Annotated in this window: 43 protein-coding genes; 5 read left to right on the top strand and 38 right to left on the bottom strand. The window is 67.1% G+C overall.

The window, feature by feature from the left end:
* The first annotated feature begins 259 nt into the window (after positions 1-259).
* Positions 260-1,159, top strand: coding sequence for a hypothetical protein (locus OHS57_RS23205; RefSeq protein ID WP_041985654.1), 900 nt, complete (start codon positions 260-262; stop codon positions 1,157-1,159).
* On the opposite strand, the gene OHS57_RS23200 is transcribed toward OHS57_RS23205, so the two are convergent.
* Positions 1,154-1,561 carry an ATP-binding protein gene (locus tag OHS57_RS23200; protein WP_041985656.1) on the bottom strand — a complete coding sequence of 136 codons (408 nt, stop codon included), beginning with the start codon at positions 1,559-1,561 and terminating at the stop codon, positions 1,154-1,156. The genes OHS57_RS23205 and OHS57_RS23200 overlap by 6 nt on opposite strands.
* 112 nt (positions 1,562-1,673) lie before the next feature.
* On the opposite strand from OHS57_RS23200, the gene OHS57_RS23195 reads away from it, so the two are divergent.
* Together OHS57_RS23195 and OHS57_RS23190 are read left to right on the top strand one after the other, a co-directional pair.
* On the top strand, positions 1,674-2,492 hold the full coding sequence (locus OHS57_RS23195; RefSeq protein WP_328583206.1) for a helix-turn-helix domain-containing protein: 819 nt from the start codon (positions 1,674-1,676) through the stop codon (positions 2,490-2,492).
* Entirely contained in the window at positions 2,492-2,725 is a 234-nt protein-coding gene (locus OHS57_RS23190) for a DUF397 domain-containing protein (RefSeq protein ID WP_328583205.1), read from the top strand. Before OHS57_RS23195 ends, OHS57_RS23190 begins: the two co-directional genes overlap by 1 nt.
* 4 nt (positions 2,726-2,729) lie before the next feature.
* Here the strand turns inward: OHS57_RS23190 and OHS57_RS23185 are convergent, their stop codons facing one another.
* Genes OHS57_RS23185 through OHS57_RS23165 form a run of 5 tightly spaced genes read right to left on the bottom strand, consistent with a single transcriptional unit; the run spans position 2,730 to position 6,397 of the window.
* A complete protein-coding gene (locus OHS57_RS23185; RefSeq protein WP_328583204.1) occupies positions 2,730-3,386 on the bottom strand; it encodes a contact-dependent growth inhibition system immunity protein in 657 nt (218 codons plus the stop codon).
* Positions 3,387-3,398: 12 nt separating this feature from the next.
* Complete coding sequence (locus tag OHS57_RS23180) at positions 3,399-3,731, bottom strand: RNase A-like domain-containing protein (protein WP_328585140.1); 333 nt, start codon at positions 3,729-3,731, stop codon at positions 3,399-3,401.
* The gene (locus OHS57_RS23175) at positions 3,728-4,297 is read right to left on the bottom strand and encodes a hypothetical protein (protein WP_328585263.1); all 570 of its coding nucleotides are present in this window, start codon (positions 4,295-4,297) and stop codon (positions 3,728-3,730) included. The genes OHS57_RS23180 and OHS57_RS23175 overlap by 4 nt, the downstream gene beginning before the upstream one ends.
* A gap of 19 nt (positions 4,298-4,316) precedes the next feature.
* Positions 4,317-6,092 carry an RNase A-like domain-containing protein gene (locus OHS57_RS23170; protein ID WP_328583203.1) on the bottom strand — a complete coding sequence of 592 codons (1,776 nt, stop codon included), beginning with the start codon at positions 6,090-6,092 and terminating at the stop codon, positions 4,317-4,319.
* On the bottom strand, positions 6,092-6,397 hold the full coding sequence (locus OHS57_RS23165; protein ID WP_328583202.1) for a WXG100 family type VII secretion target: 306 nt from the start codon (positions 6,395-6,397) through the stop codon (positions 6,092-6,094). The genes OHS57_RS23170 and OHS57_RS23165 overlap by 1 nt, the downstream gene beginning before the upstream one ends.
* Positions 6,398-6,537: 140 nt before the next feature.
* On the opposite strand from OHS57_RS23165, the gene OHS57_RS23160 reads away from it, so the two are divergent.
* Positions 6,538-7,005 (top strand): SAM-dependent methyltransferase, encoded by a 468-nt coding sequence (locus OHS57_RS23160; protein WP_328583201.1) that lies wholly within the window; start codon positions 6,538-6,540, stop codon positions 7,003-7,005.
* 30 nt (positions 7,006-7,035) lie between these two features.
* On the opposite strand, the gene truA is transcribed toward OHS57_RS23160, so the two are convergent.
* Positions 7,036-7,962 carry a tRNA pseudouridine(38-40) synthase TruA gene (truA, locus tag OHS57_RS23155; protein ID WP_443042943.1) on the bottom strand — a complete coding sequence of 309 codons (927 nt, stop codon included), beginning with the start codon at positions 7,960-7,962 and terminating at the stop codon, positions 7,036-7,038.
* A 68-nt stretch (positions 7,963-8,030) separates the two neighbouring features.
* Between truA and OHS57_RS23150 the strand changes: the two genes are divergently transcribed.
* Positions 8,031-8,393: a hypothetical protein gene (locus OHS57_RS23150; protein ID WP_328583200.1), complete on the top strand. Its 363-nt coding sequence runs from the start codon at positions 8,031-8,033 to the stop codon at positions 8,391-8,393.
* Here OHS57_RS23150 and OHS57_RS23145 read toward each other — a convergent pair.
* From OHS57_RS23145 to rpsJ, 31 genes are all read right to left on the bottom strand, one after another.
* The gene (locus OHS57_RS23145; protein WP_328583199.1) at positions 8,335-9,579 is read right to left on the bottom strand and encodes an MFS transporter; all 1,245 of its coding nucleotides are present in this window, start codon (positions 9,577-9,579) and stop codon (positions 8,335-8,337) included. The two genes, OHS57_RS23150 and OHS57_RS23145, sit on opposite strands and share 59 nt — an antisense overlap.
* Before the next feature lie 218 nt (positions 9,580-9,797).
* On the bottom strand, positions 9,798-10,316 hold the full coding sequence (rplQ, locus tag OHS57_RS23140; RefSeq protein WP_041985673.1) for a 50S ribosomal protein L17: 519 nt from the start codon (positions 10,314-10,316) through the stop codon (positions 9,798-9,800).
* A gap of 89 nt (positions 10,317-10,405) precedes the next feature.
* Positions 10,406-11,428 (bottom strand): DNA-directed RNA polymerase subunit alpha, encoded by a 1,023-nt coding sequence (locus OHS57_RS23135; protein WP_003956430.1) that lies wholly within the window; start codon positions 11,426-11,428, stop codon positions 10,406-10,408.
* 162 nt (positions 11,429-11,590) lie between these two features.
* Complete coding sequence (gene rpsK / locus OHS57_RS23130) at positions 11,591-11,995, bottom strand: 30S ribosomal protein S11 (protein ID WP_003956432.1); 405 nt, start codon at positions 11,993-11,995, stop codon at positions 11,591-11,593.
* A 67-nt stretch (positions 11,996-12,062) separates the two neighbouring features.
* Complete coding sequence (gene rpsM, locus OHS57_RS23125) at positions 12,063-12,443, bottom strand: 30S ribosomal protein S13 (protein WP_041985677.1); 381 nt, start codon at positions 12,441-12,443, stop codon at positions 12,063-12,065.
* Positions 12,444-12,643: 200 nt separating this feature from the next.
* Positions 12,644-12,757 carry a 50S ribosomal protein L36 gene (rpmJ, locus tag OHS57_RS23120; protein WP_003956441.1) on the bottom strand — a complete coding sequence of 38 codons (114 nt, stop codon included), beginning with the start codon at positions 12,755-12,757 and terminating at the stop codon, positions 12,644-12,646.
* Between the two features lie 55 nt (positions 12,758-12,812).
* The gene (gene infA / locus OHS57_RS23115) at positions 12,813-13,034 is read right to left on the bottom strand and encodes a translation initiation factor IF-1 (RefSeq protein ID WP_014047798.1); all 222 of its coding nucleotides are present in this window, start codon (positions 13,032-13,034) and stop codon (positions 12,813-12,815) included.
* 176 nt (positions 13,035-13,210) lie between these two features.
* Positions 13,211-14,047 (bottom strand): type I methionyl aminopeptidase, encoded by an 837-nt coding sequence (map, locus tag OHS57_RS23110; RefSeq protein ID WP_328583198.1) that lies wholly within the window; start codon positions 14,045-14,047, stop codon positions 13,211-13,213.
* 135 nt (positions 14,048-14,182) lie between these two features.
* Complete coding sequence (locus tag OHS57_RS23105) at positions 14,183-14,845, bottom strand: adenylate kinase (protein ID WP_041985691.1); 663 nt, start codon at positions 14,843-14,845, stop codon at positions 14,183-14,185.
* Positions 14,845-16,164 carry a preprotein translocase subunit SecY gene (gene secY / locus OHS57_RS23100; protein WP_041985693.1) on the bottom strand — a complete coding sequence of 440 codons (1,320 nt, stop codon included), beginning with the start codon at positions 16,162-16,164 and terminating at the stop codon, positions 14,845-14,847. The genes OHS57_RS23105 and secY overlap by 1 nt, the downstream gene beginning before the upstream one ends.
* 226 nt (positions 16,165-16,390) lie before the next feature.
* A complete protein-coding gene (gene rplO, locus OHS57_RS23095) occupies positions 16,391-16,846 on the bottom strand; it encodes a 50S ribosomal protein L15 (RefSeq protein ID WP_041985696.1) in 456 nt (151 codons plus the stop codon).
* A gap of 1 nt (position 16,847) precedes the next feature.
* Entirely contained in the window at positions 16,848-17,030 is a 183-nt protein-coding gene (gene rpmD, locus OHS57_RS23090; RefSeq protein WP_041985698.1) for a 50S ribosomal protein L30, read from the bottom strand.
* Entirely contained in the window at positions 17,030-17,635 is a 606-nt protein-coding gene (gene rpsE / locus OHS57_RS23085) for a 30S ribosomal protein S5 (RefSeq protein WP_041985700.1), read from the bottom strand. The genes rpmD and rpsE overlap by 1 nt, the downstream gene beginning before the upstream one ends.
* A gap of 46 nt (positions 17,636-17,681) precedes the next feature.
* Positions 17,682-18,065, bottom strand: a complete 384-nt coding sequence (gene rplR, locus OHS57_RS23080; RefSeq protein WP_041985701.1) for a 50S ribosomal protein L18 — start codon at positions 18,063-18,065, stop codon at positions 17,682-17,684.
* A 3-nt stretch (positions 18,066-18,068) separates the two neighbouring features.
* Entirely contained in the window at positions 18,069-18,608 is a 540-nt protein-coding gene (rplF, locus tag OHS57_RS23075; RefSeq protein WP_041985705.1) for a 50S ribosomal protein L6, read from the bottom strand.
* Between the two features lie 24 nt (positions 18,609-18,632).
* Entirely contained in the window at positions 18,633-19,031 is a 399-nt protein-coding gene (gene rpsH, locus OHS57_RS23070) for a 30S ribosomal protein S8 (RefSeq protein WP_041985707.1), read from the bottom strand.
* 209 nt (positions 19,032-19,240) lie between these two features.
* Entirely contained in the window at positions 19,241-19,426 is a 186-nt protein-coding gene (locus tag OHS57_RS23065; RefSeq protein ID WP_003948630.1) for a type Z 30S ribosomal protein S14, read from the bottom strand.
* A 2-nt stretch (positions 19,427-19,428) separates the two neighbouring features.
* Positions 19,429-19,989, bottom strand: coding sequence for a 50S ribosomal protein L5 (gene rplE / locus OHS57_RS23060; RefSeq protein WP_041985714.1), 561 nt, complete (start codon positions 19,987-19,989; stop codon positions 19,429-19,431).
* A complete protein-coding gene (gene rplX, locus OHS57_RS23055; RefSeq protein ID WP_041985718.1) occupies positions 19,989-20,312 on the bottom strand; it encodes a 50S ribosomal protein L24 in 324 nt (107 codons plus the stop codon). Before rplX ends, rplE begins: the two co-directional genes overlap by 1 nt.
* A gap of 2 nt (positions 20,313-20,314) precedes the next feature.
* Positions 20,315-20,683: a 50S ribosomal protein L14 gene (gene rplN / locus OHS57_RS23050; protein WP_041985720.1), complete on the bottom strand. Its 369-nt coding sequence runs from the start codon at positions 20,681-20,683 to the stop codon at positions 20,315-20,317.
* A 117-nt stretch (positions 20,684-20,800) separates the two neighbouring features.
* The gene (gene rpsQ, locus OHS57_RS23045) at positions 20,801-21,088 is read right to left on the bottom strand and encodes a 30S ribosomal protein S17 (RefSeq protein ID WP_041985724.1); all 288 of its coding nucleotides are present in this window, start codon (positions 21,086-21,088) and stop codon (positions 20,801-20,803) included.
* Positions 21,088-21,312 carry a 50S ribosomal protein L29 gene (gene rpmC, locus OHS57_RS23040; protein ID WP_041985727.1) on the bottom strand — a complete coding sequence of 75 codons (225 nt, stop codon included), beginning with the start codon at positions 21,310-21,312 and terminating at the stop codon, positions 21,088-21,090. The genes rpsQ and rpmC overlap by 1 nt, the downstream gene beginning before the upstream one ends.
* On the bottom strand, positions 21,312-21,731 hold the full coding sequence (rplP, locus tag OHS57_RS23035; RefSeq protein ID WP_041985730.1) for a 50S ribosomal protein L16: 420 nt from the start codon (positions 21,729-21,731) through the stop codon (positions 21,312-21,314). The genes rpmC and rplP overlap by 1 nt, the downstream gene beginning before the upstream one ends.
* Positions 21,732-21,736: 5 nt before the next feature.
* Entirely contained in the window at positions 21,737-22,588 is an 852-nt protein-coding gene (gene rpsC, locus OHS57_RS23030) for a 30S ribosomal protein S3 (protein WP_328583197.1), read from the bottom strand.
* Complete coding sequence (gene rplV, locus OHS57_RS23025; protein ID WP_041985736.1) at positions 22,588-22,935, bottom strand: 50S ribosomal protein L22; 348 nt, start codon at positions 22,933-22,935, stop codon at positions 22,588-22,590. Before rplV ends, rpsC begins: the two co-directional genes overlap by 1 nt.
* A gap of 42 nt (positions 22,936-22,977) precedes the next feature.
* Positions 22,978-23,259, bottom strand: a complete 282-nt coding sequence (gene rpsS / locus OHS57_RS23020; RefSeq protein WP_041985739.1) for a 30S ribosomal protein S19 — start codon at positions 23,257-23,259, stop codon at positions 22,978-22,980.
* Positions 23,260-23,271: 12 nt separating this feature from the next.
* Positions 23,272-24,108 carry a 50S ribosomal protein L2 gene (gene rplB / locus OHS57_RS23015; RefSeq protein ID WP_041985742.1) on the bottom strand — a complete coding sequence of 279 codons (837 nt, stop codon included), beginning with the start codon at positions 24,106-24,108 and terminating at the stop codon, positions 23,272-23,274.
* Between the two features lie 47 nt (positions 24,109-24,155).
* Positions 24,156-24,566 carry a 50S ribosomal protein L23 gene (rplW, locus tag OHS57_RS23010; protein WP_041985745.1) on the bottom strand — a complete coding sequence of 137 codons (411 nt, stop codon included), beginning with the start codon at positions 24,564-24,566 and terminating at the stop codon, positions 24,156-24,158.
* Positions 24,566-25,225 carry a 50S ribosomal protein L4 gene (gene rplD / locus OHS57_RS23005; protein ID WP_041985747.1) on the bottom strand — a complete coding sequence of 220 codons (660 nt, stop codon included), beginning with the start codon at positions 25,223-25,225 and terminating at the stop codon, positions 24,566-24,568. Before rplD ends, rplW begins: the two co-directional genes overlap by 1 nt.
* Complete coding sequence (gene rplC / locus OHS57_RS23000) at positions 25,225-25,875, bottom strand: 50S ribosomal protein L3 (RefSeq protein WP_041985750.1); 651 nt, start codon at positions 25,873-25,875, stop codon at positions 25,225-25,227. Before rplC ends, rplD begins: the two co-directional genes overlap by 1 nt.
* A 14-nt stretch (positions 25,876-25,889) precedes the next feature.
* Positions 25,890-26,198, bottom strand: a complete 309-nt coding sequence (rpsJ, locus tag OHS57_RS22995; protein ID WP_003948644.1) for a 30S ribosomal protein S10 — start codon at positions 26,196-26,198, stop codon at positions 25,890-25,892.
* Positions 26,199-26,530 lie beyond the last annotated feature (332 nt).

Below are 26,530 nucleotides of genomic sequence, written 5' to 3'. Positions count from 1 at the left end.
CGCCTCACCCAAGAGCGTCCACACTGCCGTTCTACCGCTCCACTAAATGGGACCTATCAGACCCGATCGAGCTAAAAGATCAGATCTTCACGCTAATCGCCCGCCACCAGCCGACACAGCCGCCGGACCGGCGAGTCGGCCGCGGGCGACCGGGCCCCCGACTCGGCGTGCAGACCCCGGACCCAGCTCTCTGGCACCCCCATTTCGTTGGCCACAGCAGCGACTTGGGCCGTCACCTCTGGGGTCTAAACTGCGCGCTATGAGCTTTGGGCAAGGGGGACCCCAGTGGGGCGGTCCTGGGGCACCAGGACAGAGACCGTACGGGTCGCAGGACCGCAACACACCGGACTGGGCAGCGCTGGCTGACGCCTCCGCCGCGCGTGCCCGCCGTAAGCGGTGGCTGCTCGCAGGCGGCGGTGTGCTCGCGACCGCCGCGATAGCCGCCATCGTGGCGACCGCCGTTGTGTCCACGAGCAACGGCAGCGACGCGCACGCGTCCAACGCCTCGGAGACGGCCGCCACCACCCTCCCCCCGGACTCCGCCCTGCCGGGCGGCGGCGACGAGCCCGAGCCGTCCTTCTCCTCGGTCGCCCCGCAGGCACCGCCGACCCCGAAGGACTTCATCGACAGCGCGGACAAGGACAAGGCCCCGCTCAGCGCCGAAACCCTCTTCCCCGGCGCCAAGTTGACGATGCCCGGCAACCACGTCTACCTGAAGGCCGCCACCGCCCGCACCACCAACTGCGCGGCAGCGGCCCAGGGCGCCCTCGGCTCGATCCTCGCCTCCAACAGCTGCGACCAGGTCATCCGCGCCACGTACCACAAGGGCGGCGTGGCAGTGACGGTCGGCGTCGCGGTCTTCAACAAGGAAGCGCAGGCCCTCAAGGCGAAGTCCGAGGCCAGGGACGGCATCGCCTCCCTCTCCGGCGCGGGCGTCCCCACCTACTGCCGGGCCGGCGCCGTATGCAGGAAGACGACCAACTCCTACGGCCGGTACGTCTACTTCACCGTCAGCGGCTTCACCAACCGCAAGAACGTGACGAAGGCCGACAAAGACGTCTTCGCCATCAGTGACGACCTCGCCCAGTTCACGTTCCAGCAGATCGTCCAGCGCGGCGAGATGCAGGCATCAGCGGCGGCGACGGCCCCCATCTCATAGCCGCGGCCGGCCCCACGAACACCACACGATCTTGCCGGGGTTCCGCTCCCCCACCCCCCACTCGTCGGCGAGCGCGGAGACAAGCATCAGCCCGCGCCCCGTCTCGTCGCCGCCGTCGGGATGCCCCTCCTTCGGCGCACCGTCCCCGCTGTCATGCACCTCGACGGTGAGCACGTCCCCGTCCCACCGCAGAAACAGCCGAAAACCGCGCCCCGGCGGTACGCCGTGCACCAGCGCGTTGGTGCACAACTCGCTCACACAGAGCAACACTTGATCGGCGTACGACGTCAGCTCCCACACCTCAAGAGCAGCGGCGGCGAACCGCCGCGCGGCGGGCACGGATCGGCGTTCCCGCCGGTAGAAGCGTTCTCTGACGGACGCGAATTCGGTATGTGTGTTCACGGTACGAGGGTCGCGGAGAGTGACTAGTCTCTGGCAGTGAGCGAGGTCGTACAGATTTTTTGTACGGGTTCCCGGTGTTAGAAGCACGCGTACGACGGGGGAGTTGGCCGGTATGCACCCAAAGAACCGCCGCCGCAAGAACGGCTCGGCGATGAAGATGCTCGGCGCGCAGCTCGCCCACTTCCGCAAGCTTGCGGGCTATACACAGGAGTCGCTGGCGGAGGCGGCGCTGATGGGCGTGGACCTGATCGCGTCGATCGAGCAGGGCCGAAGGCCGTTGAAGCTGGATCAGGCGATCGTGCTGGACGAGCTGCTGGGGACGAAGGGGGCCTTACAGACGGCGCTGGAGTTCATGCCGGACGTGGACCGGATTCCGGCGTGGGCGGAGGACTACGTGGATCTGGAGGGCGAAGCCATCGCGCTCTCCTGGTTCGAGAACCAGGTGCTGCCTGGCCTGTTGCAGACAGAGAGCTATGCACGGGCGGTGCTCGGCAACAAGGTCCCGGCATTCGACGGGGATCAGGTCGCGGGACAGACCGCGGCACGTCTCGACCGCCAAGCGGTGCTGCAACGCAAGGTGCCGCCGACGGTCAGCTTCGTCGTCTGGGAGCCCGCGGTAAAGCTGAGCCTTGGTACGGAGGCTGACTACAAGGAGCAGCTCCGCCATTTGCGTCAGTGTGCGGACCTGCCTTGCGTCACACTCCAGGTTCTGCCACTGGATGTCCGCAGTCATGCGGGCCTGGACGGCCCATTTACCCTCGTGGAGACCCCTGATCATCAGCACCTGGGCTACACCGAATCCCAGCGGGGAAGTCAACTCATTTCGGACGCCGATGAGATCAGCATCCTGGCCCAGAAATATGCAATGCTGCGAACGCAGGCTCTCAACGCCGAAGACACCAAGAGCCTGCTGGACCGGCTGGGAGAGTAATGAGCGCCGCACTGAAGTGGTTCAAGTCCAGCTACAGCGGCAGCGAAGGCGGTCAGTGCCTCGAAGTCGCCTACGACTGGCGCAAGTCCAGCTACAGCGGCAGCGAAGGCGGCGCTTGCGTCGAAATTGCCGCCCACCCCACCACCATCCACGTCCGTGACTCCAAGAACCCGGACGGCCCCACGCTCACCCTCTCCCCCACCACCTGGGCCGCCTTCACCAGGCACGCGTAACGCTTCAGGTGCTGGACAGCGTCGTCCCCAGCGACTGGAACCACGCGCCGTGCGAGAACGGCTCGGGCGGCGCGATCTCCATGCCGAACTCGGCTGCTGCCAGGGCGTAGTCGCTGTCGTCCAGGGGGAGGGCGAGCAGCTCGTGGAGTTCGCCCACGAGGCGCGCGGCCAACTGCGGATGGGTCGTGGCGGCGTAGTCGGTGACGGCGGCGGCGTGGTCGGGGAACTCGTCGACGATGTCCTGCGAGAACCAGCCGCCGAGGAGTTGCGCGGTCTCGGGGAAACGGGCGTGCCACTCCCAGTGGGTCTGCGGTGTGGACGGCTCCGGGACCTCGCCCTCCTCGATGCTCTTCTTCAGGTGGTCGGCCAGCACCATCAGCCAGTCGCCGATGTCCGCCTGTGGCAGCCCGGTGTCGGGGATCGCGTAGAACTCACCCAGGTCGCGCCGGATACGGCCCGGCGGATTCCGGCTGTACTCGCGAAGCTGACGCTCCGCCTCGGCGAGGGCCTGCGGGCGGGTGTGCCAGGTGTGACGGAGGTACGCGTCCAGGGCGCGGCTGCGCCGCTCCGGGGTGTCGTCGGCAGGCTGCCCCAGGTAGGCGCGCATCACTTGGTCCAACTCGCCGTACCGGCGGTCGTGTTCGAGGGGCTTCATGGACATGGGTTGCGGCCCCTACAGGTAGAACGGGACGGTCGTGTGGACGACGAAGCCGTGCGGGCTCGACGGCTCGCGCCGCAGCACCACTCGTGCCGCACGGACATCGACGGGCCCATGGCCCGCGAGCAGGTCCCCCTCCAACTGGACCCGGCCCACGGCGTCCTCACGGGAGGGCCAGGCGGCCTCGATGGTGAGCCGGGCCCGGGTGTTCTGGGCGAGCCAGCGATGAACGGCCTGCTCGTTGGCGGTCACCACCTGCTGGGTGGCCCATTGGGCGGTCTCCCGATCGGGGTAGGTCGCGGCTCGCGTCAGCATGGTGTGGCTCCAGGTCCGTGCACGTGTACTCAGTTCGCGTTGAACGACCAGAAGACCCCGACCTCGTCCGCACTTACGGCGATCAGTCCGAGATCCATCATGTGGTCGGTGAAGGGCCGACCGCCGGCGAGTTCGCCCGCGAGGAAGTCCGGCGATGTGGAGGTCCGGGCCAGGTCGGAGGAGGTACGGAGGACTGCGTCGGCACCGAACCGGCCGAGCACCGTCCGGGCGTCGGCCAGCACATCGTCCCGGTCGGGGCGCGTCCGGACGGGGCGGCCCTCGAAGAACCATTCCTGGGTCAGAGAGGCGAGCAGCTCGGTGCCGGCAGGAAGTGTGACGGGATACGTCCACGCGTGCACCTGCTCGGCCGTGAGGGGCAGGAACGGATAGGAAGGACGGACGTTGCCGCGCCCCTCCTTGTCGACCTGCCATTCCAGCGTCCGCCAACCCCGCGGGTCGGTGACCGACCGGTCCATGACGGCCAGAACGTCCCGTCCCCAGTCCTCATGCCGTCGCGGGCCGGTCATCGCAAAGGTGTACACATCGTCGAGAAGCCGCTCCAGCGCGGCGTCCCAGGCAGTGTTGTCGACGGGGTTCATAAGGCTTCCGGTCGGTCGGTCACGGGGCGGGCATGGATGTGTAGATGATGTAGGGCGGATCGAGCCTGGAATCGTACTTCAGGATCGTCTTCACGTTCTTGACGTCGATCGCCTTCGCGTTGAGCCCGTGGTCCTTGTATCCGGTCCCCGGGATGGTGTTGCCCGACCCGTCCGGATCGGGAATGGGCTGCTTGGAAACGTATCGGCCGCTGACCTCGCCGTTGGGGGCAGGGCTCGTGAACCCCTGCGTCTTCCCTTCCGGAGGATTGGTGGCCAGCCACGCATCGATCTCTGACTGCTTCGCCCGCAGGTTGTGTTCCGTCAACCGTTGCGCGCCGGCCATGTCCTTGAAGGACGACGAGCCGCCGATCGACGGCTTGCGCCGCTCCGGCCAGTTGTCGTTGGAATCAGCCTGGTCGCGTAGGCGTTGGGCGAGCTGCTCGTCGGTCTTGCCGACGTGCTTGTCCAGGGTGTGGCCACCGCCCAGGTACTCGTTGCTGGCCAAGTCGAAGGTGTGGTTGCCGTTGGAACCCGCTTCGGTCCACCGTTGCTCGTGCTTGAACTCATCCAGAGCACGAGCACCGAAGCCATGCGCGCGTGCGACGCCCGCCTCGAACTTCGGGGCGCTGCGGTACGCCTCGTCCAAGGGGCCCTTCAGCGCGTTCATGCGCGTGGTCAGACCCCCCAGGGTGCCGGTGTACCTGTCGACGATCCCGTTGAGCTTGGCCGTGTTGATGTTCAGGACGGTCTTGACGTCGAACGACAGGATCAGGCCCGCGCCCTTGCCGATCGCGGACGTGACCGTGCCGAGGAGGCTCTTGGGGTCCTTGGGCTTGGCGAGGTCGTCGATGACCTCCTTGGCGGCCGACAACAGGGCGCGCCGGAGCTCCTCCCACACGTCGTGGTTCAGGTCGACGGCGGCCTCCGCGTACTCGCGCAGGATGGTGGCGATGTCGTCGGCCGTGTCCTTGAGTACGGTGATGACGGGCTCACTGCCCGTGGGGACGCGCGGCGTGCCGTGGCCGGAGTTCGCCGTGTGCGCCCACTGGTAGCCGTCGAGCGACTGTCCCCACGACGTCCCGCCCCACAGCGCGCTGCAGAACGTCCGCATGGCCGCCTCCCACTCGGCCTGCTGGTGGTTGGTGATCATCCCGATCGCCTGGGTGAGCTGGTCCGCTCCCGTCATTCCGACGATGGAGACGTTCATCCAGCTGTGGCACAGGGAGTTGAGATAGTGCTGCTGCGGGAAGGGATAGACGTCCGCGACCCTGCCGACCCGGAACACGTGCTTGCACAGGGGCTGGAGGACGTCCCGGACGATCTCCGGGATGCCCTCCAGCAGACCGCGCAGAAAGTCGTCGCCGCCGTCGTCGTCGCCCCACTTGATGTCGGGTATCGGGCCCAGCTTCGGGGCCTGGTCGATGACCGCCGGCCGGGGACGCTGCTCGGCCGCCACCCCGGGCTTGGGGTGGGCCGCCGCGTCCGCCTTGCTGTAGGTGTTGGCGGTCTCGGTGAAGCCGACGGCGACGCCGCCGACGCTCACCACCGACCGGCCCCAGACGTCGAGCCAGCGGTCGCCGATCGTCCTGTACGCCTGGGCGAACGTCTGCGCCTCGGTGCCCGCGCCTCCGGCGTCGGGGTACTGGCCCAGTTCGTCCAAGAGCTGGTTGACGCCTCGCATCAGGAAGTCCTGCTGCATCGCGACCCGTCCGGAGACCGTCCACAGGTCGCTCGGCTTGACGTCGATGGTGCCGCTGCCGCCCGGACCCTGGGCAGGGGTGGCGGGGCCCGCCATCAGCCACCACCTCCCCAGCCCTGGAGCACGGATCTGTGGGCAGCCGCGTAGTTGAGGTGCCCGTTGACCACGACGTCGTGGAGCCATGCCTGGGTGGCCTTGAGGTCGTCGGCGGAGCGGCTCCACTTGTCCAGCTCGTCGATGAATGCCTCGCGGGCTTCGCCGTCCCAGCTCAGTACGACCTTGGTGGCCCGTTCGTACAGCGCGTCCAACTTCTCGTTGAGGGCGCGGAGGATGTCCTCCAGATCCGCCGAAAGCCGCTGCAGGGTGGCGAAGCTGACGGTTATCCGGTCGTCGTCCTGCATGGTGCTGATCCCCCGTGGTTCAGACGTCCAAGGTCCGGTGCTCGTCCGATGCATTCTTGTGGATCAATGTCGCGATCTGAACAGGGTTTACGGTCAACGGCGCGCTCGACGGCAGCCAAGCGCAGAGGTAGAACGTTGCTATGCCACGCTTCGAGATCACATCGATCGGTACGGTCCGCAACGACCGGACGGACGTCCAGCACACCGACAACTGGGGTGCCGTCCGGAGCACGATCACCGTCGACGAGCGGTTCGGGGAGGCGTGCCTCCAGGGGCTTGCGGGCTTCTCCCACGTCGAAGTGCTGTTCTTCTTCGACCAGTTCGCCGAGGCCGACGACTACCGCGAACCCCGTCCCTACCGCGGCCGCGCCGACCTGCCGCCCGTCGGGATCTTCGCCGGCCGCGGCCCCCGCAGACCGAACCGCATCGGGGTCACCTGCTGCGGCATCGAGTCAGTACGCGGGCGCGAGTTGACGGTGGTGGGCCTCGACGCGGTGTCGGGTACGCCGGTCATCGATCTGAAGCCGACGATGGCGGAGTTCCGCGCGGTCCACACCGAGCAGCCGGAATGGGTGACCCGGATGATGTCGGAGTACTTCAAGCCGTAACCGGCGACCCGGCGGCAGCGGACCCGCGCCCTAGCCGCAGCACCCGTCGCCGCCGCCCGAAACCCCCGGCAGCGTGCGCTTGTTGCGGGCCTCGCGGCTGCGGGACAGCAGCAACTCGTCGGCCGGGTAGCCGACTTCCTCCAGCGTGAGGCCGTGCGGGCGTACGACGTGGACCGCCGAGTCGCGGACACCCGCTGCGAGCACCTTCGCGGGCCAGTCGACGCCGCGATGGCCGTCGCCGACGAACAGCAGCGCGCCGACCAGGGAGCGCACCATGTTGTGGCAGAAGGCGTCGGCCCGCACGGTCGCGGTGATGATGCCGTCGTCGCCGCGCACCCACTCCAGCCGCTGGAGCGTACGGATCGTCGTCGCGCCCTCGCGGCGCTTGCAGTACGCGGCGAAGTCGTGCTCGCCGACCAGGCCCGCCGACGCGGCGTTCATCGCGTCGACGTCAAGTGCCCAGTCGTGCCAGAGGACATGGCCGCGCAGCAGTGGGTCGACTCCGCCGGGGTTGTCCGTGACGCGGTACGCGTACCGCCTCCAGACGGCCGCGAAGCGCGCGTTGAAGCCCGCCGGGGCCTCGGCGACACTCCACACCCGTACGTCGTGCGGCAGGCGCCCGGCGAGGCGTCTGACGAGTTTGTCGCCGTGCTCGGCCCACACCTCGTCCGGCAGGTCCACATGCGCCACCTGCCCGCGCGCGTGCACGCCTGCGTCCGTACGCCCGGCCACGGTCAGCTCGTACGTACGCGCCGACCGTGTCACCGTGCGCAGCGCGTCCTCGATCTCGCCCTGCACCGTGCGCCGGGTGGTCTGTTTCGCCCAGCCGGAGAAATCCTTGCCGTCGTACGACAGATCCAGCCGCACCCGCACATGCCCGGCCGCCGCGCCCTCGTTCTCTTCGCTCACCGACCCATCCTCCCAGGCCGCCGCAGCGGCCCGGTCCGCAGCCGCCATAGGGACCCCATGGCGCGCGAGGTAGCGCCCCGGAACCGCGCACCCGCCCCCGCGCGTCCCTTGCGGGCATGGACGAGGGAAGCGCGGGTGCGCGCCCGGAGCGGGGCGGCGGTGGGGCCGGGTGTCTGCTTGCCGGGGTGGGGGCGGCGGTCGCGCCGGTTGTCTGGGCGCCGCAGGCCGCCGTCAGTGTCGACGGGGGGTTCGAGGGGCACGCGCGCGATCTGAGCGTGCTCTTCATCGACCTGCCGCTCATCGTGCTCGGCGGCGCCCTGGTCCCGCTCTGCACCTGGGCGTTGGCCACCCGCTGGGGCCAACGGCCCTGGGTCGCCGTGCTCGTGGCGCTGGCCTCGCTCGCGTTCGCCGTGTGGGGGCTCACCGAGTGGTGGACCCCCCGGAAGCAGCCGGACCCCGGCTACGGTCCCGGGATCTGACCCGCAGGGCGGCGACGGCCAGCGCCGCCATCGTCGTGGTCGCCGCAGCCCCGATCGCGAAGCCGCCCTGCGCGCCGAAGGTGTCCACCGCCCTGCCGGACACCGCCGCCGCACCCGCGGCGCCCGCCGCACCGGCCGAGTTGAGCCAGGTAAAACCCTGCGTCAGAACGGCCCGGTGGACGGCAGATTCGGCCAGGACCGACAGCAGCACCAGGACGGGCGGCACAGCCGCGCCGGTGAGTACGACCACGGAGCCCAGCGCCAACGGCGAGCCCGCCGCGAGCAGCAGCAGGCTGCCGAGCGCCAACACAGCCGTGGCCACGGCCAGTTGCGTACGGGGCGGGGTACGCCAGCGCCACAGCCCGTACAGCCACCCGGCCAGCAGCCCGCTGCCGCTCGACACCGCGAAGATCGGCGCCGCCGTGGCTGCCGCGTGGTGCTCGGTCGCGAAGGCCGTCACGGACACCTGTACGGCGCCGAAGTACACGCCGATGGCGAGGTTGAGCCCCACCAGCACAGCGAACGCGGGCCGCAACAGCGAGCTGCCCGGTCCCACGGCCGACCCGGACGCCGCCGACCGCACAGGCGGTGGCGCCGTACCGCGCTGCGCGGCGAACGCCCCTCCCCCGGCCACCACCAAGGCCGCCGCCAGTACGGTGCCCGGCGCCGGATGCCCGGCGGCTCCGAGCGCGCTGACCAGGGTCGGTCCCGCCAGGTAGCCGAGTGCGTTGCTCAGCGACTCCAGCGCGAAGGCGCTGGGCAGCTCCGCCGGCCGCTTCTCGCCCAGCAGCGCCACCCAGCGAGCGGCGGACAGCGCGCCCAGCTGCGGGATCGTGGCGCCCGCCAGCACCCCGCCCGCCGTCATGAGCCAGGCCGGGCTGCCGCCGGCGACCAGCGCCAGCAGCGCCGTCACGGCCCCCGCATGGGCGAGCAGGGCGGGCGGCAGTACCCGGCTCTGGCCGAAGTGGTCGATGAGCCGCGCCAGTTGGGGCCCGGCCAGGGCCTCGGCGACGGCGAACCCGCCGCTCACCAACCCGGCCGTGGCATAGGAGTCCGTCCGGCCGTGCACCAGCCAGACGATGCCGAGGCTGGTCATCGCGATGCCGATGCGGCCCGCTGTGGCGGTCAGGAAGAAGGCCGCTGCACCAGGAGTGCGCAGCAGCTGACGATAAGGCGCCGACGACACGGCGTATCCTCTTCGCTGCCCGGCGGGGCGCCGCCCACTCGGGGTCGTCGCCTGGAACCGTCCAGTTCTGGCGTGGAGCGGGGACACACACCCCACGCCGACTCCGTCACCGGGCAGAAATCTCTGTCTCTCGTAGTCCGCAACTCTCGTACGGTTGCGTCATTCAAACACAAGAACGGGCCCGCCCCCCCAAAGGGAGCGGGCCCGTTCTTCGGACGTCAGGCGTCCTTGGACTCGTCAGCCGCTTCCGCGGGCTTCGCGTCCTCGACCGGCTTCGCGTCCTCGACGGTCTCGGCGGGGGCGTCCTTCTTCAGGGCGTCCTCCTTGACCGCGCGCTTCGTCGCCGCCTCGGCCTCACCGGTGGCAGCCTGCGCCACGGTCAGGGCCTCGACCAGCTCGATGACCGCCATCGGGGCGTTGTCGCCACGACGGTTGCCGATCTTGGTGATGCGGGTGTAGCCACCGGGGCGGTTCTCGTACCGCGGCGCGATCTCGGTGAAGAGGGTGTGCACGACCGACTTGTCGGTGATCGACTGCAGCACCTGGCGACGGTTGTGGATGTCGCCCCGCTTCGCCTTGGTGATCAGACGCTCGGCGACGGGCCGCACACGGCGGGCCTTCGCCTCGGTGGTGGTGATACGGCCGTGCTCGAAGAGCGACTTCGCGAGGTTCGCGAGGAGAAGCTTCTCGTGCGCGCCGCTGCCGCCCAGACGGGCACCCTTGGCGGGCTGAGGCATGGTGTTACTCCTTCATATCTGCACCGGCCGTATCAGGTACCGATGTCAGTTCCCCCGGAGCGGCCGCCCCGGGAAATTCGAGGGACTGCTCAGTACTGCTCGGTCTCCACGAAACCCGCGTCCGCGTCGTCGTCGGCACCGAAGGCGTCGGCGGCGGCGGTCGGGTCGAATCCGGGCGGGCTGTCCTTGAGCGCCAGGCCCATGCCGGCCAGCTTCGCCTTGACCTCGTCGATCGACTTCGCACCGAAGTTGCGGATGTCGAGCAGGTCGGCCTCGGAACGCGCCACGAGCTCACCCACGGAGTGGATGCCCTCGCGCTTGAGGCAGTTGTACGACCGAACGGTGAGCTCAAGCTCCTCGATCGGCAGGGCGAGATCGGCGGCGAGTGCCGCGTCCGTCGGCGACGGGCCCATGTCGATGCCCTCGGCGTCGATGTTGAGCTCGCGCGCCAGACCGAACAGCTCGACCAGCGTCTTACCGGCGGACGCCATGGCGTCGCGCGGCCGCATGGCCTGCTTGGTCTCGACGTCGACGATCAGCTTGTCGAAGTCGGTGCGCTGCTCGACACGGGTCGCCTCGACCTTGTACGTGACCTTGAGCACCGGCGAGTAGATGGAGTCGACCGGGATCCGGCCGATCTCCTGGCCCACCTGCTTGTTCTGGACGGCGGAGACGTAGCCGCGACCGCGCTCGACGGTCAGCTCCATCTCCAGCTTGCCCTTGCCGTTGAGCGTGGCGAGGACGAGGTCCGGGTTGTGCACCTCGACACCGGCCGGGGGCGCGATGTCGGCGGCGGTGACCAGGCCGGGACCCTGCTTGCGCAGGTACATCACGACCGGCTCGTCGTGCTCCGAGGAGACGACCAGCTGCTTGATGTTGAGGATGAGGTCGGTCACGTCCTCCTTGACGCCCGGCACGGTGGTGAACTCGTGCAGGACTCCGTCGATCCGGATGCTGGTGACAGCGGCACCGGGGATCGAGGAGAGGAGCGTACGGCGGAGGGAGTTACCGAGCGTGTAACCGAAACCCGGCTCCAGCGGCTCGATGACGAACCGGGAGCGGTATTCGTCGACGACCTCTTCGGTCAGCGACGGACGCTGAGCGATAAGCATGCGTGATTCCTTCTTTTGGGGACGCCCGCTATTTGACGTCCTTCAGTACTGCTCAAACTCACCGTGCAGCCAAAACCCACTGCACAGTCTCAAGGGTACGGGCGGCACGGCCCTTACGAGCCGTACCGCCCGGACACTCAAGGCGTGCGAGACAACCGGGCCTCAGACGCGGCGGCGCTTGGGCGGACGGCAGCCGTTGTGCGGGGTGGGGGTGACGTCCTGGATCGAACCCACCTCAAGGCCGGTGGCCTGGAGGGAGCGGATCGCGGTCTCACGGCCGGAGCCGGGACCCTTGACGAAGACGTCGACCTTGCGCATGCCGTGCTCCTGCGCGCGACGGGCGGCCGACTCGGCGGCCATCTGCGCGGCGAAGGGAGTGGACTTACGCGAGCCCTTGAAGCCGACGTGGCCGGCGGAGGCCCAGGAGATCACGTTGCCCGAGGGGTCGGTGATCGAGACGATGGTGTTGTTGAACGTGCTCTTGATGTGGGCGTGCCCGTGAGCGACGTTCTTCTTTTCCTTGCGGCGCACCTTCTTGGCTGCGCCCTGACGGCCCTTCGGAGGCATGTCTTTACTCCTGCGTGGAGGTGGTCGGTCCTACAGCGAAGACCGCTGATAAGCGTCCGGCTGAGGACTACTTCTTGCCCGGCTTCTTCTTGCCGGCAATGGCGCGACGCGGACCCTTGCGGGTACGAGCGTTCGTGCTGGTGCGCTGACCGTGCACCGGCAGGCCACGACGGTGCCGAAGACCCTGGTAGCAGCCGATCTCCACCTTGCGGCGGATGTCGGCGGCGACCTCACGGCGGAGGTCACCCTCGGTCTTGAGGTTGGCGTCGACGTACTCGCGGATCTTGACGAGGTCTTCCTCGGCAAGGTCGCGGACGCGGACGTCGGGGCTGACTCCCGTGGCGGCGAGCGTCTCCTTGGACCGGGTGCGCCCGATACCGAAGACGTACGTGAGGGCGACCTCGACGCGCTTTTCGCGCGGGAGGTCAACGCCTGCGAGGCGTGCCATTCATGGCTCCTGATGATTTCGGAGGTCTTCCGCAGTGTCGGTCCCGGTGTCCGCAGGAGCTTCACAGCGACTGCGGTCGGGTCTCCGGCCTCCGCCGGAGGTGTCGGCATTCGCACACCAGGTGTGCTCTATGTCGGACACTGCGTGATTACGATTGCTCGCGTCGCGCGAAGTACTGCGGTAAGGCAGGGGGTCGTGCGTCAGCCCTGGCGCTGCTTGTGGCGCAGGTTGTCGCAGATGACCATGACCCGACCGTGACGGCGGATCACCTTGCACTTGTCGCAGATCTTCTTGACGCTCGGCTTGACCTTCATGGGATTGAGGTTCTCCGGGTCAGTGCCAACGCCCAAGAACGGGCGGCGGCAAGATCTACTTGTATCGGTAGACGATCCGGCCACGCGTCAGGTCGTACGGAGACAGCTCCACCACGACCCGGTCATCGGGAAGGATCCGGATGTAGTGCATCCGCATCTTGCCGCTGATGTGCGCGAGGACCTTGTGACCGTTCTGGAGCTCCACCCTGAACATGGCATTCGGGAGGGACTCGATCACGGTGCCCTCAATTTCGATGGCACCTTGCTTCTTGGCCACGCTTCGCCCTTCGAATCGGCTACCTTGATCGACTCCGGCCACTCGGCATCCTCATGCGTTGCTGCATGCGGACACACGGATACACCAGAGCCGACGCGTCAGTCTACGACAGCACCCTCGAAAAGACGAATCCGAGAAGTGTGCCCACTACCAGAGATTTTTAAGCAACGCGCACATCAGGCCAGCGGGTCCGGCGCGGCGGTCACGCCCAGCTCGGCCAGCTTCGCCTTGCCCCCGTCGGGGGCGGTCAGCACCAGCGGGCCCTCCTCGGTCAGCGCGATCGAGTGCTCCCAGTGCGATGACCAGGTGCCGTCGGTCGTGATGACCGTCCACTCGTCCGCCAGCACCTCGGTGTGCGGGGTGCCGAGCGAGACCATCGGCTCGATCGCGAGGCAGAAGCCGGGGATCAGCTTGGGGCCCTTGCCGCGCTTGCGGGAGACATAGTTCAGCAGGTGCGGGTCCATGTGCATCTCGGTGCCGATGCCGTGGCCGCCGTAGTCCTCGACGATCCCGTACTTGCCGCCGCCGGGCCGCGGCTGGCGGCGGATGTACGTCTCGATCGCGCGCGACACGTCGACCAGCCGGGCGCCGTTGCGCATCGCGGCGATGCCCGCCCACATCGACTCCTCGGTCACCCGGGACAGCTCGACCAGCTCGGGCGCGTGGCCCTCGCCGACGAACGCGGTGAAGGCGGCGTCGCCGTGCCAGCCGTCCACGATCGCGCCGGCGTCGATGGAGATGATGTCGCCCTCCTTGAGGACGGTCTTGTCGTCCGGGATGCCGTGCACCACGACCTCGTTCACGGACGTGCAGATCGTCGCGGGGAAGCCGCCGTACCCGAGGAAGTTCGGCTTCGCGTCATGATCGGCGAGCACCTTGCGGGCGACCAGGTCGAGGTCCTTCGTGGTGGCACCCGGAACCGCGGCCTCGGCCGTGGCCGCGTGCACAGCGGCGACGACCAGCCCCGCCTCGCGCATCTTCGCGATCTGCTCGGGGGTCTTGATCTGCACCATGGTTGTGCGCCTTCCACCTGACTCGGACGATCCGTGACTCAACGATCCGTACTCAACAGTACGGCCGCGGCGTCCGGGGACACCGCGGCCGTAACGTCACTCTGAACTGCACACCGCACACACTCGCCGAAGGCGCTACGCGGCCTCGTCGTCGCGCCGGAGCGCCTCCATCGCGCGGTCGGTCACCTCGGTGACCTTGCCGAGCGCGGAGATCGTGATCACGAGGCCCTGGGACCTGTAGTGGTCGATGATCGGCTCGGTCTGCGTGTGGTAGACCTCAAGACGGGTCCGGACGGTCTCCTCGGAGTCGTCGTCCCGCTGGTACAGCTCGCCGCCGCACTCGTCACACACGCCCTCGCGCTTCGGGGGGCTGTAGGTGACGTGGAAGACGTGCGAGCTGTCGTTACGGCAGACCCGGCGGCCGGCGATCCGCTTCACGACCTCGTCCTCGGGGACCTCCAGGTCGAGCACCGCGTCCAGCTTCACACCGTCGGCGGCGAGCGCCGCGTCCAGTGCCTTCGCCTGCGACACGTTGCGCGGGAAGCCGTCCAGCAGGAAGCCGTTGACGGCGTCCGGCTGCTTCATCCGGTCCTGCGCCATGGCGATCGTGACCTCGTCGGGGACCAGCTTGCCCTCGTCCATGAACGATTTCGCCTGTTTGCCCAGGTCCGTGCCCTGACTGATGTTGGCACGGAAGAGGTCGCCCGTGGAAATGTGCGGGATCGAGAGGTTCTTGGCAAGGTACGCGGCCTGCGTTCCCTTGCCGGCACCGGGCGGTCCGACGAGGACGATTCGCATCAGCGGAGGAACCCTTCGTAATTGCGCTGCTGAAGCTGGCTCTCGATCTGCTTCACGGTCTCCAGACCCACACCCACGATGATCAGGATGCTCGTCCCGCCGAACGGGAAGTTCTGGTTCGCACCGCCGTAGCCTGCCAACGCCAGTGTCGGCACAAGAGCGATCAGTCCCAGGTACAGCGAGCCTGGCCAAGTGATCCTGTTGAGCACGTAGCTCAGGTACTCGGCGGTGGGCCGGCCCGCCCGGATACCCGGGATGAAGCCACCATACTTCTTCATGTTGTCAGCGACTTCTTCAGGGTTGAACGAGATCGCCACGTAGAAGAAGGCGAAGAACACGATCAACAGGAAGTACGTGACGATGTAGTACGGGTGGTCGCCCTTGACGAAGTGGCCCTCGATCCAGGTCTTCCAGCCCGACTGCGAGTTGGAGAACTGCGCGACCAGCGCCGGGATGTAGAGCAGCGACGAGGCGAAGATGACGGGGATCACACCCGCCTGGTTGACCTTGAGCGGGATGTAGGTCGACGTACCGCCGTACGACCTGCGGCCGATCATGCGCTTCGCGTACTGCACGGGGATGCGGCGCTGCGCCTGTTCGACGAAGACCACGAGCCCGACCATCACGAAGCCGATGAGGATGACCGTCCCGAACTCGATCCAGCCCTTGGCCAGGTGACCGCTCTGCTTGATGGCCCAGAGCGAACCGGGGAAGCCGGCGGCGATCGAGATGAACATGAGGATCGACATGCCGTTGCCGATGCCCTTGTCGGTGATGAGCTCACCGAGCCACATGACGGCGCAGGTACCGGCGGTCATGGTGACCACCATCACGACGGTGGTGAAGATCGACTGGTCGGGGACGATCTCCGAAGCGACCGGGCAGCCGCTGAAGAGCGCTCCGCTGCGGGCGGTGGCGACGAGGCCGGTGCCCTGCAGGATGGCGAGGGCCACGGTCAGATAACGCGTGTACTGCGTGATCTTCGTCTGACCTGAGGAGCCCTCCTTCTTGAGGGCTTCCAGCCTGGGGATGACCACGGTCAGCAGCTGCAGAATGATGCTCGCTGTGATGTACGGCATGATGCCGAGCGCGAAGATCGTGATCTGCAGCAGTGCCCCGCCGCTGAACATGTTCACCAGACCGAACAGGCTGTTGTTGCCCTTCTGGGCCGCGTCGACACACGTCTGGACGTTCGTGTAGCTGACACCGGGGACGGGGATGTGCGCCCCGAGCCGGTACAGCACGATCATGCCGAGTGTGAAGAGCAGCTTCTTGCGCAGGTCGGGCGTCCTGAACGCCCGGGCGAACGCGGTGAGCACGGTGCCTCCTGCGACCCCCGCGCTACTGCGTCAGAGGTGACGGTATTGAGGATCGACGGATACGGTCCGAGAGAGAACCCTCGGTGTAATGCAGCAGCAATGCAACGCCACCATACCGGCGGCAGTGCTTCAGGTGGAACGGCCAACCAACGACCAACCGGGGATGCCCCCTTAGTAGAGGCATCCCCGGCTGGTTGAATCAATCCACCGACGTGTCCGAAATGTCTCAGACGAGCTCGGTGACGGTGCCGCCGGCGGCGGCAATCTTCTCCTTGGCGGAGCCGGAGACGGCGTCAACCGAAACCTGCAGCGCCACGGAGATCTCGCCCTGGCCCAGGACCTTGACGAGGCTGTTCTTGCGAACCGCGCCCTTGGTGATCAGATCGGCCACCGTGACCTCGCCGCCCTCGGGGTAGAGAGCGCCGAGCTTGTCCAGGTTGACGACCTGATACTCGGTACGAAACGGGTTCTTGAAGCCCTTGAGCTTCGGCAGACGCATGTGGAGGGGCATCTGCCCACCCTCGAAGCGCGCCGGAACCTGGTAACGGGCCTTGGTGCCCTTGGTGCCACGACCTGCGGTCTTACCCTTGGACGCCTCACCACGACCCACACGGGTCTTGGCGGTCTTGGCGCCCGGGGCAGGCCGGAGGTTGTGGACCTTCAGCGGGTTGTTCTCCGCCATGTCAGTCGACCTCCTCGACCGTGACGAGGTGCCGCACGGTGTTCGCCATGCCGCGGAACTCGGGACGGTCCTCCTTGACAACCACGTCGTTCAGGCGCTTGAGCCCGAGCGAACGCAGGGTGTCGCGGTGGTTCTGCTTGCTACCGATGTACGACTTCGTCTGCGTGATCTTGAGGCGAGCCATTACGCACCCGCTCCCGCACGCGCACGGAGCAGAGCCGCGGGGGCGACGTCCTCAAGGGGCAGACCGCGGCGGGCCGCGATCTCCTCGGGACGCTGCAGGCCCTGGAGGGCCGCCACGGTCGCGTGCACGATGTTGATGGGGTTCGAGGAACCGAGCGACTTCGACAGGATGTCGTGGACGCCGGCGCACTCGAGCACGGCACGCACCGGACCACCGGCGATAACGCCGGTACCGGGGGAAGCAGGCTTCAGCAGGACGACGCCCGCGGCCTTCTCACCCTGGATCGGGTGCGGGATGGTGCCCTGGATACGGGGGACCTTGAAGAAGTGCTTCTTGGCCTCCTCAACACCCTTGGCGATGGCGGCCGGCACCTCCTTGGCCTTGCCGTAACCGACACCCACGGTGCCGTCACCGTCACCCACCACGACGAGCGCGGTGAAGCTGAAGCGACGACCACCCTTGACAACCTTGGCGACGCGGTTGATCGCGACGACGCGCTCAACGTACGCGGTCTTCTCGGCGGCAGACGCGCCGCCGTCACGGCCCTTCCGGTCCCGCCGCTCGCCGCCACCGGCACCGCTTCCGCGGCGCTGGGGTCCAGGCATTTGTTTACCTCTCTCTGTTACGTCCGCTTTGCGTAGGAACCGGGGCTCAGAACTTCAGCCCGGCTTCGCGGGCGGCGTCAGCCAGAGCGGCAATCCGCCCGGCGTACTGGTTGCCACCACGGTCGAAGACGACAGCCTCGATACCGGCGGCCTTGGCGCGCTCGGCGACCAGGGCCCCGACCTGCTTCGCCTGGGCGCTCTTGTCGCCCTCGGTGCCGCGGATCGAAGTGTCCAGTGTCGACGCCGAAGCGAGCGTGTGGCCCGCGATGTCGTCCACGACCTGAGCCACCATGTGGCGGTTGGAACGCGTCACGACGAGGCGGGGGCGCTCCTGCGTGCCCGACACCCTCTTGCGGACGCGAATGTGACGGCGCTTGATGGCAGCGGCCTTGTAGGCCTTGCCCTTGGCGATCTTCACACCGTATGCCATGGCTTACTTACCAGCCTTTCCGACCTTGCGGCGGATGACCTCGCCCGCGTACCTGACACCCTTGGCCTTGTACGGGTCAGGCTTCCGCAGCTTGCGGATTTTGGCGGCGACCTCGCCGACCTTCTGCTTGTCGATGCCCTCGACGGAGAACTTCGTCGGGTTCTCGACCTTGAAGGTGATGCCCTCAGGGGCCTCGATGAGGATCGGGTGGCTGTAGCCAAGCGCGAACTCCAAGTTGGAGCCCTTCGCCTGGACACGGTAACCAACGCCACTGATTTCGAGCGCCTTGACGTATCCCGTGGTCACGCCGGTGATCATGTTCGCCACCAGCGTGCGAGACAGGCCGTGGAGGGCCTTGTTCTGACGCTCGTCGTTGGGGCGCAGCACCGAGATGATGCCGTCATCGCCCTTGGTGACCTCGATCGGTGCCGCAACAGTGTGCGTGAGGGAACCCTTGGGGCCCTTCACGGCGACCGTACGGCCATCGATGGTGACGTCCACACCGGCGGGAACCTGGATGGGGAGCTTGCCGATTCGCGACATGAGCTTTTCCTCCTCCGTTCCCGACTACCAGACGTAGGCGAGGACTTCCCCACCTACGCCCTTCTTGCTGGCCTGCTGGCCGGTCAGGAGACCGTGGGACGTGGAGATGATCGCCACGCCCAGGCCGCCGAGAACCTTCGGCAGACTCGTGGACTTCGCGTACACACGCAGACCCGGCTTGGAGATGCGCTTGATGCCGGCGATCGAACGTTCACGGTTCGGGCCGAACTTCAGCTCCAGGACGAGGTTCTTGCCGACTTCGGCGTCCTCGACCTTCCAGCCGGTGATGAAGCCCTCCTGCTGGAGGATCTCCGCGATGTGCGACTTGATCTTGCTGTGCGGCATCACGACGTCGTCGTGGTATGCCGAGTTCGCGTTACGCAGACGCGTGAGCATGTCTGCGATGGGATCAGTCATGGTCATGTATTGGCCTTCGGCCTCTCTCGCCGGGGTTTCCTGTATGCGCCATCCCTCTCCCCGATCAGAGCCGGGACGGGTGCGGTGCGGGGACCTACGGCGTAGTAAGTCGTTTGGGACGGCGGGCGCCCAACCCCACTAGCCTACGGCATTTGGGGGTGGGCTCCCGCCAACCAATTACTTACCGAGAGCTTCGGGAAATCCCAGAAAAGGGATTACCAGGAGCTCTTGGTCACGCCCGGCAGCTCGCCGCGGTGGGCCATCTCACGAAGGCACACACGGCAGAGGCCGAACTTGCGGTAGACGGAGTGGGGCCGGCCGCAGCGCTGGCAGCGGGTGTAACCGCGCACGCCGAACTTCGGCTTACGGGCGGCCTTAGCGATCAGAGCCTTCTTCGCCACGGTCAGTTCTCCTTGAACGGGAAGCCGAGGTGACGAAGGAGGGCACGACCCTCGTCGTCGTTGGTCGCCGTGGTGACCACGGTGATGTCCATGCCCCGGACCCGGTCGATCTTGTCCTGGTCGATCTCGTGGAACATGACCTGCTCCGTGAGACCGAAGGTGTAGTTGCCACGGCCGTCGAACTGCTTCGGCGACAGACCGCGGAAGTCACGGATACGCGGCAGCGCGAGCGACAGCGTACGGTCCAGGAACTCCCACATGCGGTCGCCACGGAGTGTGACGTGGCAACCGATCGGCTGCCCCTCGCGCAGCTTGAACTGCGCGATGGACTTCCGGGCCTTGGTGACGGCCGGCTTCTGACCGGTGATCGTGGTGAGGTCGCGGATGGCGCCCTCGATCAGCTTGGAGTCGCGGGCGGCGTCGCCCACACCCATGTTGACCACGATCTTCACAAGACCGGGGACCTGCATGACGTTCTCGTACTTGAACTGGTCACGCAGCTTGCCGGCGATCTCTTCGCGGTAGCGCGTCTTCAGACGCGGCGAAGTGGTGGTGGTCGTCATCAGATGTCCTCACCGGTCCGCTTGGCAACGCGGATCTTGTTGCCCTCGTCGTCAAAGCGGTAGCCGACGCGCGTGACGACCTTCTTGCCGTCCTTCTCCACGACCAGCTGAACGTTGCTGATGTGGATGGGGGCCTCGGTGGTGACAATGCCGCCGGTCTGCGAACCGCGGGCCGTCTGACCGGCCTTGGTGTGCTTCTTGACCCGGTTGACACCCTCGACCAGAACACGGTCACGCTCGGGGTAGGCCACGATGACCTTGCCCTGCTTGCCCTTGTCCTTACCGGTGATGACCTGAACCAGGTCGCCCTTCTTGATCTTCATGCTTACAGCACCTCCGGCGCGAGCGAGATGATCTTCATGAACTTCTTCTCGCGCAGCTCACGGCCGACCGGGCCGAAGATACGGGTGCCGCGAGGGTCGCCGTCGTTCTTCAGAATGACGGCGGCGTTCTCGTCGAAGCGGATGTACGAACCGTCCGGACGACGGCGCTCCTTCACGGTGCGAACGATGACCGCCTTGACGACGTCACCCTTCTTCACGTTGCCACCGGGGATCGCGTCCTTGACGGTGGCGACGATGACGTCACCGACGCCCGCGTAGCGGCGACCCGAGCCACCGAGAACACGGATGCAAAGGATCTCCTTGGCACCAGTGTTGTCGGCGACACGCAGTCGCGACTCCTGCTGGATCACGTCTATCTCCTGATCGTCTGCCGGTTCCCGGCGAGGTCCGTGAGTGACTCACGGACCTCGCCGAGCCTGGCGGAACTGCTCCGGGGGAATGCCCCCGGAGGGATTACTGCCTTGGAACTACTTGGCCTTCTCAAGGATCTCGACGATGCGCCAGCGCTTCGTGGCGGACAGCGGCCGGGTCTCCATCAGGAGGACGCGGTCGCCGATGCCGGCGGCGTTCTGCTCGTCGTGCGCCTTGAGCTTGTTCGTACGGCGGATGACCTTGCCGTACAGGGCGTGCTTCACGCGGTCCTCGACAGCGACGACGACGGTCTTGTCCATCTTGTCGCTGACGACAAGGCCCTCACGGGTCTTGCGGTCGCCGCGTGCGGCCGTGTTGTTGTCGGTCACGTTGCTCTCAGTCATCAGGCGCTCTCCACCGTCTCGATGCCCAGCTCGCGCTCACGCATCAGGGTGTAGATCCGCGCGATGTCCTTACGGACGGCCTTCAGCCGACCATGGTTCTCGAGCTGTCCCGTCGCCGCCTGGAAGCGGAGGTTGAACAGCTCTTCCTTGGCCTCGCGGAGCTTGCCAACAAGCTCCTCGCTGCCCAGCTCGCGCAGCTCGGATGCCTGGGTACCGGCCGCCATCACGACTCACCTGCCTCGCGCCGAACAATCCGGCACTTCATCGGAAGCTTGTGAGCAGCGCGGGTAAGCGCCTCACGCGCAATCTTCTCGTTCGGGTAGGACAGTTCGAACATCACCCGACCGGGCTTGACGTTCGCGATCCACCACTCGGGCGAACCCTTACCGGAACCCATGCGGGTCTCGGCGGGCTTCTTCGTGATGGGACGGTCCGGGTAGATGTTGATCCAGACCTTGCCGCCACGCTTGATGTGGCGGGTCATCGCGATACGCGCGGCCTCGATCTGACGGTTCGTCACGTACGCCGGGGTCAGCGCCTGGATGCCGTACTCGCCGAACGAAACCGCCGTACCACCCTTGGACTTGCCACTGCGGCTGGGGTGGTGCTGCTTACGGTGCTTGACCCTACGGGGGATCAGCATGTCGGTCAGGCCTCCGATCCGCCGGTAGAAGTGGGCGTCGCCTCCGCGGCGGGAGCTGCGGCGGCCTCGGCCTTGGGGGCCTCGGTCGCGGGAGCGCCCTGCGGCTTGCGGCCACCGCGGCCGCCACGCTCGCCACCACGGCCACCGCGGCCTGCGGGACGGTCGTTGCCGCCGCCACGTGCCGGACGGTTGCCCGCGCGCGCCGCGGCGTTCTCGGCGCGCACCTCGGCGATGTTCTTGACGTCGCCCTTGTAGATCCAGACCTTCACGCCGATGCGGCCGAAGGTCGTCTTGGCCTCGAAGAAGCCGTAGTCCACGTTCGCGCGGAGCGTGTGCAGGGGCACACGGCCCTCGCGGTAGAACTCCGAGCGGGACATCTCGGCGCCGCCGAGGCGGCCACCGCACTGGATCTTGATGCCCTTGGCGCCGGCCTTCATCGTCGACTGCATGCTCTTACGCATGGCGCGACGGAAGGAGACACGCGAGGAGAGCTGCTCGGCGACGGCCTGGGCCACCAGCTGAGCGTCCACCTCGGGGTTCTTGACCTCAAGGATGTTCAGCTGGACCTGCTTGCCGGTCAGCTTCTCCAGCTCGCCGCGGATACGGTCGGCCTCGGCGCCGCGGCGACCGATGACGATGCCCGGACGCGCGGTGTGGATGTCGACGCGGACGCGGTCGCGGGTGCGCTCGATCTCGACCTTCGAGATGCCGGCCCGCTCCATGCCCTTCGTCATCATGCGACGAATGGCGACGTCCTCTTTGACGTAGTCCTTGTACAGCTTGTCGGCGTACCAGCGGGACTTGAAGTCCGTGGTGATGCCGAGCCGGAACCCATGCGGGTTAACCTTCTGGCCCATTACCGGGTTCCTTCCTTGCTGCTGAGGACCACGGTGATGTGGCTGGTCCGCTTACGGATCCGGTAGGCACGCCCCTGGGCGCGCGGCCGGAACCGCTTGAGGGTCGGACCCTCGTCCACGTACGCCTCGCTGATGACCAGCGTGTTGGCGTCGGAGTGGTCGTAGTTGTGCGCGGCGTTGGCAATGGCGCTGTCAAGCACCTTGCCTACCGGCACGCTCGCGGCCTGCGGGGCGAAACGCAGGACCGCCTGAGCCTCCGTGGCGTCCATGCCACGGATGAGGTCCACCACGCGGCGGGCCTTCATGGGCGTGACGCGGATGTACCGCGCCTGGGCCCTGGCTTCCATGGTTGTCCCTTCGGTGTGAGTCATAGTCGGTTCCACCCCGCGTTAGCGGCGCTTCGACTTCCGGTCGTCCTTGACGTGGCCGCGGAAGGTGCGAGTCGGCGAGAACTCACCGAGCTTGTGGCCGACCATCGACTCGGTGATGAACACCGGGACATGGATCTTGCCGTTGTGCACCGCGATCGTGTGGCCCAGCATGTCCGGGACGATCATCGAGCGACGGGACCAGGTCTTGATGACGTTCTTGGAGCCCGCTTCGTTCTGGACAGCCACCTTCTTGATCAGGTGGTCGTCGACGAAGGGCCCCTTCTTGAGACTGCGCGGCATCTAAACCCGCTCCTAGCGCTTCTTGTTCGTCTTGCGGCGGCGGACGATGTACTTGCTGCTCGCCTTCTTGGGAGAGCGAGTACGACCTTCCTTCTGACCCCACGGGGAGACCGGGTGGCGACCACCGGAGGTCTTGCCCTCACCACCACCGTGCGGGTGGTCGACCGGGTTCATGGCGACACCGCGGACGGACGGGCGGACGCCCTTCCAGCGCATACGGCCGGCCTTGCCCCAGTTGATGTTCGACTGCTCGGCGTTGCCGACCTCACCGATCGTGGCGCGGCAGCGGACGTCGACCATGCGAACTTCACCGGACGGCATACGAAGGGTGGCCATGGAGCCCTCCTTCGCCAGCAGCTGGACCGAAGCACCCGCGGAACGGGAGATCTTCGCGCCGCCGCCGGGACGCATCTCGATGGCGTGGATCGTCGTACCCACCGGGATGTTGCGCAGGGGAAGGTTGTTGCCCGGCTTGATGTCGGCGCCTGCGCCGTTCTCAACCCGGTCGCCCTGGCTCAGCTTGGCCGGGGCGATGATGTAGCGCTTCTCGCCGTCCGCGTAGTGCAGCAGCGCGATCCGCGCGGTGCGGTTCGGGTCGTACTCGATGTGCGCGACCTTGGCCGGCACGCCGTCCTTGTCGTGACGACGGAAGTCGATCACGCGGTAGGCGCGCTTGTGGCCGCCACCTTGGTGGCGCATGGTCACACGACCGGCGTTGTTACGGCCGCCCTTGCTGTGCAGAGGGCGGACCAGCGACTTCTCCGGCGTGGACCGCGTTACCTCGACAAAGTCGGCGACGCTGGAGCCACGACGGCCCGGCGTCGTCGGCTTGTACTTGCGGATACCCATTTCTCAGTCCTCGGAAGATCTCGGACTTCTGAACGACTCGACCTCCGTCAGGAGGTCGGGCCGCCGAAGATGTCGATTCGGTCGCCCTCAGCGAGGGTCACGATGGCGCGCTTGGTGTCAGCACGCTTGCCGAAACCGTTGCGGGTGCGCTTGCGCTTGCCCTGGCGGTTGATCGTGTTGACCCCGGTGACCTTGACCGAGAAGACCGCCTGGACGGCCTGCTTGATCTGGGTCTTGTTGGCACGCGGGTCGACGACGAACGTGTACTTGTTGTCGTCGAGCAGTGCGTAGCTCTTCTCGGAGACGACCGGCTTGACGAGAATGTCGCGCGGGTCCGAGAGGGTCTTGCTCAGCGGGGTCTCAACGGTGGGGCCGGGTTCACGACGGGCCTTGGCCTGACGGGAAGCCTTGGCGGCCTTGGCCGCCTTGGAGGCGATGCTCGGGTGACGCGTAGCCATCAGGCTTCGCTCCCTTCGGTCTCAGCAGCCTGTGAAGCCGGCGCGCCGGACACGAAAGACTCGAATGCGGCCTTGGTGAAGACCACGTCGTCGGAGACGAGCACGTCGTACGTGTTCAGCTGGCCCGGCGCCAGGATGTGCACCTGGGGCAGGTTGCGAGCGGACAGCCACGCGGCCTCGTCGGCCCGCTCGGCGACCAGGAGCACGTTCTTGCGCTCGCTGACCTTGCCCAGCAGGGACTTGGCAGCCTTGGTGGACGCCGCACCCTCGACCACGTCGGAGACGACGTGGATACGGGAGTGACGGGCCCGGTCGGTGAGGGCACCGCGCAGTGCGGCGACCTTCATCTTCTTCGGGGTGCGCTGCGAGTAGTCACGCGGCACGGGACCGTGGACGACGCCACCGCCCGCGAACTGCGGGGCGCGGGTCGAACCCTGACGGGCGCGGCCTGTGCCCTTCTGGCGGTACGGCTTCTTGCCACCGCCGCGGACCTCGCCACGCGTCTTGGTCTTGTGCGTGCCCTGACGGGCAGCGGCCAGCTGAGCGACGACGACCTGGTGGATCAGCGGAATGCTGACCTTGGCGTCGAAGATCTCCGCGGGGAGTTCGACGGTCCCGGCCTTGTCGCCCGCCGGCGAGAGGATGTCAACGGTGCTCATCAGTTACCGGCCCCCTTGGCAGCGGTACGGACCAGGACGAGGCCGCCGTTCGGACCAGGAACCGCTCCCTTGATCAGGAGCAGGCCCTTCTCCGCGTCAACGGCGTGAACGGTCAGGTTCTGTGTGGTCACGCGCTCGTTGCCCATCCGGCCGGCCATGCGCATGCCCTTGAACACACGGCCAGGGGTGGCGCAGCCACCGATGGAACCGGGCGAGCGGTGCTTGCGCTGGACGCCGTGACCGGCGCCGAGGCCGTGGAAGTTGTGACGCTTCATGACACCGGCGAAGCCCTTGCCCTTGCTCTTGCCCGTGACGTCTACCTTGACGCCGGACTCGAACACCTCGGCAGTGACCTCCTGGCCGAGCGTGTACTCGGACGCGTCGGAGGTGCGGAGCTCCACCAGGTGGCGGCGCGGGGTCACGTCGGCCTTGGCGAAGTGGCCCTTGAGGGGCTTGTTCACCTTGCGAGGGTCGATCTCGCCGAAGGCGATCTGGACCGACTCGTAGCCGTCGGAGTCATTCGTACGGACCTGGGTAACGACGCAGGGTCCGGCCTTGACCACGGTCACCGGGACGACACGGTTGTTCTCGTCCCAGACCTGGGTCATGCCGAGCTTCTCGCCCAGGACGCCCTTGATCTGCTTTGCCATCTCTTCCGCGCCTCTCAGAGCTTGATCTCGATGTCGACGCCGGCCGGAAGGTCCAGGCGCATCAACGAGTCAACGGTCTTGGGCGTCGGGTCGAGAATGTCGATCAGGCGCTTGTGCGTGCGCATCTCGAAGTGCTCGCGCGAGTCCTTGTACTTGTGCGGCGACTTGATGACGCAGTACACGTTCTTCTCAGTGGGCAGCGGCACCGGGCCTGCGACCGACGCGCCAGTGCGCGTCACGGTCTCGACGATCTTCTTCGCGGAAGAGTCGATGACCTCGTGGTCGTAAGCCTTGAGCCGGATGCGGATCTTCTGTCCCGCCATGGCTGCTTCGTAATCCTGTCTCTCGTAACGCTCTGGTACCCGGTGGGCCTACTGCGTCTGCTCCGACCCCCGTGGTCGGGCGTGTCGCATCCCCTCCAACAAGAACTCCCGAAGGATTTCCCTACCAAGGGGGTGCGGACCGCGAGGCCGCGAGCCGGGGGCAGACCACCCGCCGGGTGCCTGGCCGGCACCACACTGACACTTCCCGGAAGATTCCCGTACGTCCGTCCCATTGCTGCCCCGGAAGGCAGTTAGGACGACGAGTACTGTGGGACTCGCTTCCGGTCCTCCCGGCGGGAGGCGTGCAGCATTGGCGCTCAACCGAGCAACTG

This window comes from Streptomyces sp. NBC_00370, assembly GCF_036084755.1.
Classification (GTDB): Bacteria; Actinomycetota; Actinomycetes; order Streptomycetales; family Streptomycetaceae; genus Streptomyces.
Note: the sequence above shows the minus strand (reverse complement) of the source record. Positions and strands in the feature narration are given on the sequence as shown.